Annotated in this window: 12 protein-coding genes; 10 read left to right on the forward strand and 2 right to left on the reverse strand. The window is 52.4% G+C overall.

The annotated features are described in order from the left end of the window. The first annotated feature begins 956 nt into the window (after positions 1–956). The gene (locus GPM19_RS04330; RefSeq protein ID WP_160417667.1) at positions 957–1,970 is read left to right on the forward strand and encodes an isocitrate dehydrogenase; all 1,014 of its coding nucleotides are present in this window, start codon (positions 957–959) and stop codon (positions 1,968–1,970) included. Between the two features lie 107 nt (positions 1,971–2,077). Further along, positions 2,078–2,317: an NAD-dependent epimerase/dehydratase family protein gene (locus tag GPM19_RS15650; protein ID WP_160417668.1), complete on the forward strand. Its 240-nt coding sequence runs from the start codon at positions 2,078–2,080 to the stop codon at positions 2,315–2,317. Positions 2,318–2,994: 677 nt separating this feature from the next. Here GPM19_RS15650 and GPM19_RS04340 read toward each other — a convergent pair. Both GPM19_RS04340 and GPM19_RS04345 read right to left on the reverse strand, forming a co-directional pair. After that, positions 2,995–3,174: an inovirus Gp2 family protein gene (locus GPM19_RS04340; protein ID WP_160417669.1), complete on the reverse strand. Its 180-nt coding sequence runs from the start codon at positions 3,172–3,174 to the stop codon at positions 2,995–2,997. A gap of 329 nt (positions 3,175–3,503) precedes the next feature. Continuing rightward, a complete protein-coding gene (locus GPM19_RS04345; protein WP_160417670.1) occupies positions 3,504–4,265 on the reverse strand; it encodes a YagK/YfjJ domain-containing protein in 762 nt (253 codons plus the stop codon). 1,233 nt (positions 4,266–5,498) lie between these two features. Between GPM19_RS04345 and GPM19_RS04350 the strand changes: the two genes are divergently transcribed. The 8 genes from GPM19_RS04350 (at position 5,499) to GPM19_RS04385 (ending at position 12,012) form a co-directional block, all read left to right on the forward strand. Beyond that, positions 5,499–5,834, forward strand: coding sequence for a hypothetical protein (locus GPM19_RS04350; RefSeq protein ID WP_160417671.1), 336 nt, complete (start codon positions 5,499–5,501; stop codon positions 5,832–5,834). Between the two features lie 94 nt (positions 5,835–5,928). Beyond that, a complete protein-coding gene (locus GPM19_RS04355; RefSeq protein ID WP_160417672.1) occupies positions 5,929–6,897 on the forward strand; it encodes a DUF932 domain-containing protein in 969 nt (322 codons plus the stop codon). Between the two features lie 150 nt (positions 6,898–7,047). Then, on the forward strand, positions 7,048–7,224 hold the full coding sequence (locus GPM19_RS04360; protein ID WP_160417673.1) for a hypothetical protein: 177 nt from the start codon (positions 7,048–7,050) through the stop codon (positions 7,222–7,224). 53 nt (positions 7,225–7,277) lie between these two features. Next, positions 7,278–8,060, forward strand: coding sequence for an ERF family protein (locus GPM19_RS04365; protein ID WP_160417674.1), 783 nt, complete (start codon positions 7,278–7,280; stop codon positions 8,058–8,060). 32 nt (positions 8,061–8,092) lie between these two features. After that, positions 8,093–8,704: a lambda exonuclease family protein gene (locus tag GPM19_RS04370; protein WP_160417675.1), complete on the forward strand. Its 612-nt coding sequence runs from the start codon at positions 8,093–8,095 to the stop codon at positions 8,702–8,704. A 173-nt stretch (positions 8,705–8,877) separates the two neighbouring features. Further along, positions 8,878–9,291 carry a RadC family protein gene (gene radC, locus GPM19_RS04375; RefSeq protein WP_443089487.1) on the forward strand — a complete coding sequence of 138 codons (414 nt, stop codon included), beginning with the start codon at positions 8,878–8,880 and terminating at the stop codon, positions 9,289–9,291. Positions 9,292–9,488: 197 nt separating this feature from the next. Next, positions 9,489–10,616 (forward strand): nucleoid-associated protein, encoded by a 1,128-nt coding sequence (locus tag GPM19_RS04380; RefSeq protein ID WP_160417677.1) that lies wholly within the window; start codon positions 9,489–9,491, stop codon positions 10,614–10,616. Then, positions 10,579–12,012 (forward strand): hypothetical protein, encoded by a 1,434-nt coding sequence (locus tag GPM19_RS04385; protein WP_160417678.1) that lies wholly within the window; start codon positions 10,579–10,581, stop codon positions 12,010–12,012. Before GPM19_RS04380 ends, GPM19_RS04385 begins: the two co-directional genes overlap by 38 nt. The last annotated feature ends 20 nt before the right edge of the window (positions 12,013–12,032 follow it).

Consider the following 12,032-nt stretch of genomic DNA (forward strand, 5'->3'; position numbering starts at 1 on the left):
CGACAACCAAGAAGCTGTGCTGTATGCCCACTGGCTTGTTGAAGTGCAAAGCGGCCATGTTCCTTCGCCTGAATAGGCATTCAAGGTTTTGTTATCGTAAGCGCTTATTTACCTGACCATCCAGTTACCTTTCCCGAGGTCGCTGGTAACTGCAAAAGGAGCAATCCATTGACTCAATTGCTCACCGATACCTTCCCCAGCCCGCCCTAGCGCACCTGCCTCCCTTTGCAACCTGTTCGCCGGCATTTTATGCGATGTCGTTCTCAAGCATTTTCTCAACCTCGATTTTTTGAACCTCACTGGAAAGATCAAGGGGGCCGGAGGAACAAATGGAATCTATCAACCAGATAATCCGAATATCTATACAATAATATCCAGGCTCTTTGGCAAGATCCTTCTGATTAGGTCGCAACCAGCAAAATAACATCCCACTGGGGCTGGCCAAGTCACCTGGGAGGCGGCGATGGTTTGACCAGCATCGTCCTTTCCCAGGTGGGTGAAGTTGATAAACCTGTCGGTGCAAGGGACCAGCAGAACCAACAGCACGCCGGCCTGCACGGCCAGGAAGGTCATCAGGACGCCGGGAATCACCACGAAGTCCGAGCAGCAAGGCTGCCAGAAAGCGCCAATCCCTAAGCCCCTGGCCGAGCCGCGTCAATGGAACCTGGGTGAAGGTGGTATAGAACAGGCCGCCGAGCAGCGTCCAGAAAGGCTTCAAGGCGTGAGGTCACGTTCGGCAGACCCAGCCCAATGGCCAGGCCCGCCAGAATACCGATCAGATAGATCAGGTATGCAGAATAAATGTATTAGCTATTCTGCTGCAATGCAGCAGGCATCTCAGGCGCCATGCTTGCTCCGTGCTTCTGCACTACTCTAGGCAGAGTAACCCGCTGCGACATTTTGGCGTACCATTGCTTCACTAAAAGAGACATTAACGAGCATGAGGAGAGCGATAGATGAGCCAGACAGTAGCAGTGATTAAAGGCGACGGCATCGGCCCTGAGATCATGGACGCCACCCTGCAAGTGCTAGACGCCCTTGAGTGCGGGCTGAACTACAAGTTTGTCGACGCGGGCCTGGTGGCACTTGAAAAGCACGGCACGCTGATTCCTCAAGCCTCGTTGGATGCCATTGAAAAGTACGGCATTGCCCTGAAAGGTCCGCTCACTACGCCGATTGGTAAGGGCTTCTCGTCGATCAACGTGCAGCTACGCCGACATTTTGACCTCTATGCCAACGTTCGCCCCGCCGTTAGCTTTCCGGGCACCCGCTCTCACTACGACGACATTGATATGATCACCGTGCGGGAAAACACCGAAGGGGCTTACCTCTCGGACGGGCAAGAGATGATTGACGACGGCAATACCGGCATCTCGGTGATCAAAGTGACCCGTAAAGGCTCCGAGCGCATCGTGCGTTACGCCTTTGAGCTGGCAAAGCAGAATGGCCGTAAGAAAGTCACCGCCATTCACAAAGCCAACATCATCAAAACCAGCTCAGGCCTGTTTTTAGACGTTGCCCGAGAAGTCGCCAGCGAATACCCCGAAATCGAATTCCAAGAGATGATCGTGGATAATGCCTGCATGCAGCTGGTAATGAACCCTCATCAGTTCGATGTCGTCGTTACCACCAACCTGTTCGGCGATATTCTCTCTGACCTATGCGCGGGCCTAGTGGGCGGTTTGGGCCTAGCCCCAGGGGCGAACATCGGCGAAAAAGCCGCGATTTTTGAAGCGGTGCACGGCTCGGCACCGGATATTGCAGGCAAGAAAATTGCCAATCCCTGCGCGCTGCTGCTGGCCGCCGCCCAGATGCTCGACCACTTCGGCATGACTGTAAAGGGTGACGCAATTCGCCAAGGGATTCGCGCCGTGCTGGAGAACCGCCGTGATATGGTGACTCCAGACATGGGCGGCACCGGCACCACCGATACCTTCGCCCAAGCGCTGGTGGAACACCTAAAAGGCTGATAGCAGTTTATCGCTCTTGAACACGTATAGGCCTATCTTGATGTGTCAAGATAGGCCTCCAACTCGCCTCCCAACGCGAATATTCGGAGATATTCATTGCCCACTTAGTGAGCGGCACGGCTGGTTTCATAGGGGCCGCAGTAGCTTATCGTCTGCTAGAACGAGGCGATCATTTTATTGGTATAGATAATCACAACACCTACTACGACCCTAACTTAAAAGAAGTCCGAGTCCTCCGGTTGTCCACTTTCTCTAGTTATACACATACGCGTATAAATGTTGCTGACCAAACAGCCATGGCAACGCTATTTAAGCAGCACTCGTTTCAACATGTGATTCATTATTGACCGCATGCGACCTGTCTTTGGCTCATGCCTACCCCAATACAAGCGTGAATCTGGTATCGTTGGATCTGGATCAGCTGTCGGTATCTCATGCTCTGCTTCACTTTGGTCGTAAAGCAGGGAGAGTACCGGCGCTGGCCCTCCTGCTTCTACCGGGTGGCCCAAAGTGCTGCAGTTATTCTATGAATCCAGGTTTTTGACAAGATATAGAGCATTAATCACGAATCAGCAAAAGGGTGGGCTACGACAAAGCACACCATCGAGACAGCGCCTTCAGCGTCGAGGGGCACCATTGATCTGCCGCGGCGTCCAGCCACATCCTGATCTGGCGAGCGTGCACCGTGATTGTCGCTACCATCTTGAGCACCTGCTCCCGCAGTCGTATCAGGCTCCAGCCCTGACGCGCCTGTGTCTCGATCAGGCAATGCAGCCGGTGCAGCACCTGGTAGGCGCAGAGACTCAGCAACAGGTTGACAAGTTCCGATGCTGACGGAATAAGAAATGGGCTTCCGCCTTTTTTATGGGCGTAGCTTTCATTCGTGGTTCTGTCTGTCTTGCTGTTTCTACCACGGAAAAAAGCCTAGTCATGGTTCTAGGGAGAAAGACCACAATAAGAGGAACAGCAGATAAGCAGATTACCGTCTCATGTGTATGCAATTCGGTGCTAGCCTCTCCAAGCGTTACAACCGGCTACTACCGAACGGATGGCCGACCTGACCGATAGGCTTGGAGTACGCCTTGCACAAGTAGCTCGCCGCGTAGAATACCTCGGCGAAGGTAGTGGGATCGTAGTGGCATTCCCAATGCGGGTTAACGGGATCGCGTTTGGGGCGGTGCTCGAAAAGGCTGGGCTGAATCATGGCGGTTTCCTGGGCTATGTCTGGATATGCAGACGCACGCACGGGCGAGTACCGGCCGCAGAGGGCCGTTCTCATGGGGGCGTTAGGCGTCATCAGGGAAAGCGCACCGGGCGTGTCATGCCGGTGTCGCTTGTCGGGTAGGTATCGCTAAGGCACATGAAGGATAGGCTGGCTCATGGCTGGCCAACCCATTAAGGGATGCATAAATAACCCTGTAAGAGCGAGTCATCCATCATCCCGAGCGCCCACTCCTTGTTAAGGCGCTTCTTTTTTCTACGCTGATAATCCCTCACAAGGACGCGCTGAACGCCGATCCGAGGAGGGGTGGCCTATTTACAAGGAAGCAGCGATAGCGCCTCACAGGCGCTCTCATCCAGGCTGCGTCGCCGGCTACCGTCGAAGCAATGCACGCCCTGGCCAATGGGTTTGGAGTAGGCCTTGCACAGGTAGCTGGCCGCGTAGAAGACCTCATGGAATGCCGCTCGGTCACCGCGATGAAAGTAACGCACCGCAGATTTCTCGGTTAAGCGGTCTTGAGTCACGTTAACCAGGCCGCCCATCTTTTCCAACGGCCAATTGATTGCCCAGGCCCACGCCCGCACCAGGCGGTGATACAGGCAATCACCGTCATAAGCTTCGTCACTCCCGTCCATGTAAGCGCTCAACGTCCCGAGGCGTCGGAGCGCGTTGCCATTGAAAAACAGCCAGGCGTGGTAGTGAGGCTTGTCGCTGGTGTCCTGTTCCCGGCACCAGATATAGCGCATGTCCGGGTCATGCGTGGTCTTGATCAGCGTCAACTCACAGCTCAAAAAATGTAGGAAACGGCTTATCACGGTATTATGGGACGTTAGGCTGCTGGCAGGCAGGGCCTCGGGGTAACGCAGATCGAGCGGTACTGCCAGAATCCGACTGTGGGCATCGCGAGCTTCCTTCATCACCCGATAGGTCTTTTCCAAATAATTGGTGATCAGGGGCCCACAAGTCATTTGTACCGACATGTTGTGAAACTTCGGGAGATGCCGGAGACGAAGCTGAGTGTTGTCCCGATGGCGTTTACGACCGTGCAGAAAGGATTGGAAAGGTGAACTCATCGTGGTGATCTCCTGACACGCGCCCACGGGCAGGCCCACGGCGCTAGGCCGTGTCCCAGACGTGGCGGGTGTGGTGGTTAAAAGTGAAAAGGGTCATGCACGCCAGCACGAGACCGCGCTTACAGGCGGTCGTCGTTTTAAGGCGTTAGGCGGGGATGCCCCAAGGGGCGATACCCAACGTGGGGGGCGGTGCTATCAAGTTATACGTCGGCTTATGGGTAGCCACGGTAGGTGAGGGGTGACACAAGGGGACACGGTCGCTTCCAAGGCGACCGCTAATGGGCTTTCCTCATGGACCTACCGTTCTCGGTGTTGGCGAACTTTCTTACGGGTATTGTTGGATACCTAGCAATCAACGCTGACTGCGGGTGGTGGTGATTGGTTACAGCGCTAGAGGGGATAGGTCGGAGGCTAGGGGCCTCCTTCCATGATGATTACCCCTACGTTAGCTGATGCATATTACTATTAACCGAGCAGATATCAGGCGTGAGGCAGATAAGCCATGAAGGCGAAAGCCACGTATGGCAAGGGCTGTCAGCGTGTGTCATCCACTTTTTTGTCCTATTTGTCGTTAAAAAACAATTCCATTTTTATCAGTGAGATAACCGCAGGCTGAAAAGCCTGCCTCACGTTCACAGGATGAGACCCGCCAGTAAAAGTTATTTCAGATCTATATCACCTAAGGGATAGCACTCGGCTATCGATGTACGTTCCGTATCTCCCAGGAGAGACCGATGACACGATGCCCTTACTGCGGTGTCACGCCGCTATCCTCGCTTGCGTCCTTCGGGAAAGTGAACCACACCGGCTTTTGTGGAAGCCGTTTCATTTAAGTCAGGCCGCCATGGCCTGATCAGTTTCTATCAATAAAGGTTGCGATCCAGGTTGGGTCGCAATGGCTCAGAACATGGAACACGCCAGTAAAAGTTCTCACCGGATGGAGGAATACAGCGACTTCCATCGCTGTGTGCATGCTGCGTCCTGGGCGTAGTGGTCCAATGAAACCGGACGCTAACGACCTTCAGCGGAGTAGGTGTTGTTAGATTTTGTCATGCTCAAGCATTGAGGCCATCACGAAACCCGGTGTGATTCAGACCACTGAATAACGGTAAAAACCCACCTGGTGTAAGACGCAGTCTGCGTATGCGTGACTGTGCTCAACATTATTTGAGACCTATATCACTCCTGTGACCCCAGCCCCCTGGGACCTTCTCATTCACAGGAGCGCACTCTATGCCCCCACCTTGTTTACGCTGCACAGCCACACGCACGCTTAATCTTGAGACAGCCCGTCACCTTGGTATTGCTAGTGGCGCACTGATCGGTGGCGCCGTCGGGGCCTATCGCGCGTTCAGTTCCGATGGCAACACTGACCCTGCTTCGCGCTTTCCACTTGCCAAATTACCTATGGCGGTCATGGGCGCAAGTACCGGTGGGTTAGCGGGCTCTCTCGCAGTACAACGCTGCTTCTCTCAATGGATGCCGCCTGGTGAAGGCACGCCCTGGCTGTGCTTGTCGTGCGGCTACGCCTTTCGTCAGCCGACGCCCTCCGTGGCCTCTCCCTCCTGACCCTCTCGCCGCTTGGCGGCTAACCCTCTTTCTTGCCCAACCTAATGCGCTGGCTGTCCGCCGGCGTTTTCGTGTTTTTAAAGGAGTCATTTTCATGGCACACCTCGTTGAACAAATGGCCTACGTCGGCGATACCCCCTGGCATGGCCTGGGGCAGCAGCTTTCCCGCAACCAACCGCTGGACGTCTGGCAGCAGCAAGCCGGGATGGATTGGCACATCGAAGAGGCGCCGGTGCGCTTTATTGCCGAAGGGGCGAGCCACCTGGGCAGCATTCACTCCTTCCCGGAACAGAAGGTGCTTTACCGTTCCGATTCCAAGGCGCCACTGTCGGTGGTCTCGCAGCGCTACAAGGTGGTGCAGCCCGAGGAGATTCTGGAGTTTTACCGCGACCTCACCGAGTACGCCGGGTATGAGCTGGAGACCGCTGGCGTTCTCAAGGGGGGCCGCAAGTTCTGGGCCCTAGCCCGGAGTGGCCTGAGCACCTCGCTCAAGGGCCAGGATGAGGTGAACGACTACCTGCTGCTGGCAACCTCGTGCGATGGCACGCTGGCGACCATGGCCACACCGACCACGGTGCGGGTGGTGTGCAACAATACCCTGCAGATTGCCGTGAATGGCACCACGCAAGCGGTGAAAGTGCCCCATCGCTCGGAGTTTGACCCCAACGCTGTGAAGCGTCAGCTGGGGATTTCGGTTTCCCAGTGGAACGACTTCATGTACCGCATGAAGGCCTTGGCCGAACGCAAGATCAGCCACCGCGAAGCCCAGCATTACTTCCAGTCGGTAATCTGCGGCACCCAGACACCCCTGGACGATCCGTCCAAGCTGCCCAACTACCGAGCGCTCAACAAGGTCCAGACGCTCTACCACGGCGAAGGACGCGGCTCGCACCTGTCTACCGCCAAGGACACCGCCTGGGGCCTGCTCAACGCCGTGACCGAATACGTGGATCACGATAAACGCGCCCGCAGTACCGACACCCGGCTGGATTCCGCCTGGTTCGGTCAGGGTGCGCAACTCAAGCAGCAAGCATTGGATACCGCCCTTGAACTGCTCGCTTGAGGGGTTGCTGCGTGGCCTTGATGGTCCCCGGTGCCTGTGACGCCCCGCTTCTGACTTCTTTCTTCATTGTCACCCTGCTCACGGCATAAACGCCCAGCTTCTAAAAGTCTGGGCGTCTTGCTGTGGGGCTTATTGCCGCGAGATTCCACGATGACCTTTATTTCTCACGCGATCGAAATCGCATTAACCCGACTCACTCAGCAGCTGCTAGAGCAGCAGACGCATCAGGCTGTGTCGCTGATATGCGCCAAAGGGCAGTTTTACCGGGCGGAGGTACGCCTGGTACCGATTGATCCCCAGGCGCTGGCTGATCACTTGCCGGAATAACGCCATTTTCCCTGCTGGGCTCGCAAGGCCCATTGACCCCTTGGAGGTCTCCCATGGCACAACAACCTCATGTAGTAAATTCGTCTGCCCGCGCAGCCACGTCACCGAAAAACGCCGCACCCACAGCGGGAACGTCAGCGACGCCGGCTCCGGTTGACGCTCAAGCCACCGTCGACAGCACCGCGATCATTCAGGTGATCGAACGCGCGGCCATGAACCCTGACGTCGACATCGACAAGATGGAACGTCTCCTGCAAATGCAGGAACGCGTGCTGGACCGCCAGGCCATGATGGCCTACAGCGCCGCCATGGCAGCCATGCAGACTGAGCTGCCCAGCATTGAGGAACATGGCCAGGGCAATAACGGCAAGTACGCCACCCTGGAGGATATCGTCGATACCGTGCGGCCGATCATGCAAAAGCACGGCTTTGCGGTGAGCTTTCGCATTCAGACCCAGGAACGTGGCATCGAGATCACCGGGGTCTTGATGCATAAAGATGGTCATCGTGAAGAGACCGGCATGCTGCTGCCCGCCGACATGAGTGGTAACAAGAATGCCGTGCAGGCGTTTGGCTCCTCCACCAGCTATGGCAGGCGCTATGTGCTGTGTGCCCTGCTCAATATCACCACCCGGGGCCAGGACGACAATGGCAACCAAGCTGGGAGCATCAAAAGCGTCACCCCCTTCCAGGCGGGTCAACTCCAGCGACTGATCAGCCAATGCCCGGCCACGACCCAGGAGTGGTTCAGCGGCAAGTACGGCGCGGTGGTCCAGGTGCCGCAAGTCGACTTCGACAAGCTGCGGGCATCGCTTTCCAAGCGTGCCATTCAATAGCCTGCCTATACCCCCCTTTAAAAGGAGACCCCATGCAACTGCTGACAATGGCGCAAGGCTCCCCCGACTGGTTAGCCGCCCGCTTAGGGCGCGTCACCATGTCGGAACTCAAGACCTTGCTGGTCAACGGCAAAGGCCCCGGGGGATTTGGCACCGGGGCTTTTTCGTACATGCACCAATTGATTGGCGAACGGATTACCGGCGAATTGGCCGAGCCATTTCAGGGCAACATCCATACCCGCCGAGGGCATGAACTGGAAGGCGTGGCCCGAGAGCTCTACCACGACGCCACCAACGAGCCTGAGCCCCGGGAAGTCGGCCTCATTCTCAACCAGGGCGTGGGTTACTCGCCCGACAGTTTGGTGGGCGAGAACGGCCTGTTGGAAATCAAGACCAAATTGCCAAAGTACCAGATCGAGGTGCTGCTCAATGGCGAGATCCCTGCCGAGCACATCGCCCAATGCCAAGGCGGGCTCTGGGTCAGCGAGCGGGACTGGATCGACTTTGTGAGCTACTGGCCGGGCATGCCGCTGTTTATCAAGCGGGCATATCGAGACGACATCCTGATCCGGACCATTGCCGAACGGATCGACGCCTTTCACGAGGAAATGGACCGCCGCCTGGCACAGGTGATGGCCGCGTGACGCGACCCCTACACCACGATTCAACAGGCTATCTCACGCCATAGACGCCGGGGCCACCACCCCGGCGTTTTTATTTCTTGGAGGGAACCATGACGCACAGCAAACTCAAAGCCGGGGAAGTGGCCGGGACTTATCATGTCACGGCCCCGGTCACCGAGGCCGATATCATCAGCATGGCCAAGCGCTTTGCCCGCCGCCGACTGGCCAAAGGCCGCAAGATTACCCAGCCCTCGCAGGCCTTTGAGCACCTGCAGCTTCTATTACAGGATTACGAGCACGAGGTATTCAGCGTGCTATTTCTGGATAGCCAGCACCGCGTGATCCGTTTCGAAGAAATGTTTCGGGGTACCATCGATGCTGCCAGCGTTTACCCACGTGAAGTGCTGAAGGCTGCGCTCGCCTATAACGCTGCAGCGGTGATCCTGGTTCACAACCACCCCAGTGGTGACCCCAAGCCCAGCGACGCTGATCGCCGCATCACGCAACGTCTCAAGGAAGCGCTCGGGCTGATGGAAATCCGCGTGATTGATCATGTAGTAGTGGGGAGTGAGGGGCATGTCTCGTTTGCGGAGCTGGGTATCCTCTGAATTAAATAGTTTTTCAACACGAGCGTTAGCTAATCGTATTGTTAATCATCTGCAATAATTTTGGTTGCTGAACCTGCACAGGGAATGACACTATATAATTAAGATTTTCATGTGCAGATCAGGAGGCTGTTAGCTTTAGGGTATATCATGATCGAATTGACGTTCAGAGATCGGAAAGCTATTAGGGAATCAGCATTGTGAGTATATTGACCGAAAGCGAAATTTTAGAGCTAACGATAGAAAGAATGATCTTCCATGTGGTAGATCCTGAATCAGATGATCCCGTATTTTTAGCAGAAGTTAGTCCTCCTAAATGTGCAGAGTTTTTTATAGAAAGAATAAAAGAGACCTTAAGAGGAGCACAATATCTGTTCTTACCAGGAGCTGGTGTTCCTAGTTTACTTCGTCGAGCACTACCTGGTAGAAGCAATGTTGATGAGTTTGTGAAAGTATCCCATGAGCTTTCAGAAAGATTTAAGGAAAAGGTGAAGCAAGATAAAAGACTTGCTTCAGGTGTGTTAATGTTTTTTTTGGTTAAAACTACTAGTGATGAAAATTTAGTAGCGATAGTTAAGTATGAGCACCAGCAGGTGGTTTCCTATTCTTATGCTTTGGATAAAAACGGCGATGTTGCTTTAGATGGTGAAGGTAATCCCGTTCCAGATTTAGAGACGTTAATAGAGACTTTTACGCAAGATCGTAAAGCAATGCAAAAATCTGCAGTTGTTCGATTTTCAAACATAAATGATGTGGGGCAAGAAGTTGAAAGAGATCGCGTTGTTGTAGTTGATCACTCATCTAGAAAATATAGAGATGCTACACAACATTTTTCTAACTTTCTTGATATAAGACGTCTGCTAGAGCCCAAGGAGCTAACAAAGCGGCTAGAAGAAGCTACTGTTGAAACTATTAAAGCTCACGTTGATGAAGTTCCTCCTGAAGTGGCAAAAGCCCCAAAAAGATTTGTTCGAGAAACTTTTTCTAGGCTAGATGGATTCGATTTTGAAAAACCAGAAGAATTTATTGGTGCAATTATTCATGGTGTGAGTTCTGACTCACCAATCCTCAAAACTTTTGAAAAAAATACGAAAAAGCATGGGATTAGTACAGAGGCATTTGAGTTTTCAGGAGCGGTGCCTCCCCCGGCAGAGTATAGAAGGATAGTGACAAATGAGGGTGTTTCAATTCTGTTCTCTTCAAGTCATGAGGCTGATGGTAAAGTGAAAAAGCATCCTGAGGATAATGGGGGATTTACAATTACCGTAAAATCAACTGGATTATATCGCGATGATGAACTCGAAAAAATGCCTCGCATTCCTGATTGATAACATAGACTCAGGCAGCAATGTCAAAGAGACCCTAGAAGAGCTAAGTATTTTTATTGGCTCAAATTCTGTCTCTGTTGAAAGCATTAGAAATGCTTTGTCCGAGTTTGATAATAGTGAAAATTCAGAGTGGTCGATATACATTCGCGATGGGGAATATTCGGAAATTTCTCTAGAGGATATCGATGGGGAAGACTTAAATATATTAATAAAAAAGCCTGTAGGGGGAAGGTTGTTTTTTGCGACTGTAAATGGCTTTCTTTATGAGTTGGATAAAGAGGAGTTGTTATATGTAAAAGAGATCTTAGTGCTTCAAAATTTTTCTGCATTTTGTACACGTAGATACTGTATTAAACCTTGGGATGGTGAGTTGATACATAGCTTGCCTCGACAAGAGAATGGTTCTGACGAAGTAGATCCAAGAATAGGGCTAGTTCGTGATTTGACAGCTAAAAAAGTTCCCGCTGATCCATACCGTTGGCTTTTAACCGGCCCGAGTAGTGAGGGGAAATTGTGGTCTAAGTGGCAGAATATAGCCGTGCTGAAATTGTCTACAATTTTGGTTTCAGAGGTTTGGGCTGAAGACGTTAAAACAAAAGTGTCAATTCATGGCTCACGTAAAATTATATTTAATCTTGAAGATTTTTTAGATGATCCTAGCTTTTACGGACAACTGAAAGAAGCTATTGAGTGGCTGCTAGTACGGCAAGATGCAGATGCAAGGCATGAGGTTTTGATACGACGTTTAGCTACACTTCTTTGGCAGGATGAAGATAATAACTCTAGTTGGATTGTAGCTGCTAAAAAAGTATTAAAGGAAGCTCTTGATGGGGCGCGTCTCGATCATAAAGCTTATATAAGGTATAAATCAACCGAGGCTGTTAAAGCTGTTGCTGATTTAAGAAAAGCTGTGGGTGAAGATATTTCTAAAATAACCTCTCGAGTCCATAGGTTAGCAAACGGTTTTATTGTAGGTTTAGCTGCTCTTGCCGCAGGGTTAGGTGTTCGCCTTACTTTGATAACATCAAATGGTAGCTGGGAGTGGTCTGGTTTAGTATTTTGTATAGTAGTTTTGAGTGTAACTTGGACTGGAATATTGCTTCAACGATATATAAGCTCAAGTTCACTTGTAAGTGACCTTTGTCACATGCGGAGCTGGCATAGGAGTGTGCATGTTGCTTTAAGCAGGGCTGAATATAAGGATCTTGCTTTACGACCAATTCTTGATGCAATCCAGCTTTACAAACGTACCATAAAGTTGATGCATATTGGGCTGGTGGTTTCTTCAATAATATTCTTTTTGGGGTTTATTGGTTTACCTGCCATTCATAGCGGAGACCAAGAAGATGCGAGCAGTCAACAACAGCGTTCTGAGTCTATAAAAAAAGAAGAGTAAGAAGTTTATATTGAACTTAC

Source organism: Vreelandella zhuhanensis (genome assembly GCF_009793355.1).
Lineage (GTDB): Bacteria > Pseudomonadota > Gammaproteobacteria > Pseudomonadales > Halomonadaceae > Vreelandella > Vreelandella zhuhanensis.

What these genes read in the sequence shown, in the direction of transcription:
- GPM19_RS04340 (WP_160417669.1), bottom strand. Translation starts at nt 3,174, where the DNA reads ATGATTCAGCCCAGCCTTTTCGAGCACCGCCCCAAACGCGATCCCGTT.
- GPM19_RS04330 (WP_160417667.1), top strand. Translation starts at nt 957, where the DNA reads ATGAGCCAGACAGTAGCAGTGATTAAAGGCGACGGCATCGGCCCTGAG.
- GPM19_RS04385 (WP_160417678.1), top strand. Translation starts at nt 10,579, where the DNA reads ATGATGAACTCGAAAAAATGCCTCGCATTCCTGATTGATAACATAGAC.
- radC (WP_443089487.1), top strand. Translation starts at nt 8,878, where the DNA reads ATGGCCAAGCGCTTTGCCCGCCGCCGACTGGCCAAAGGCCGCAAGATT.
- GPM19_RS04350 (WP_160417671.1), top strand. Translation starts at nt 5,499, where the DNA reads ATGCCCCCACCTTGTTTACGCTGCACAGCCACACGCACGCTTAATCTT.
- GPM19_RS04345 (WP_160417670.1), bottom strand. Translation starts at nt 4,265, where the DNA reads ATGAGTTCACCTTTCCAATCCTTTCTGCACGGTCGTAAACGCCATCGG.
- GPM19_RS04360 (WP_160417673.1), top strand. Translation starts at nt 7,048, where the DNA reads ATGACCTTTATTTCTCACGCGATCGAAATCGCATTAACCCGACTCACT.
- GPM19_RS04370 (WP_160417675.1), top strand. Translation starts at nt 8,093, where the DNA reads ATGCAACTGCTGACAATGGCGCAAGGCTCCCCCGACTGGTTAGCCGCC.
- GPM19_RS04355 (WP_160417672.1), top strand. Translation starts at nt 5,929, where the DNA reads ATGGCACACCTCGTTGAACAAATGGCCTACGTCGGCGATACCCCCTGG.
- GPM19_RS04365 (WP_160417674.1), top strand. Translation starts at nt 7,278, where the DNA reads ATGGCACAACAACCTCATGTAGTAAATTCGTCTGCCCGCGCAGCCACG.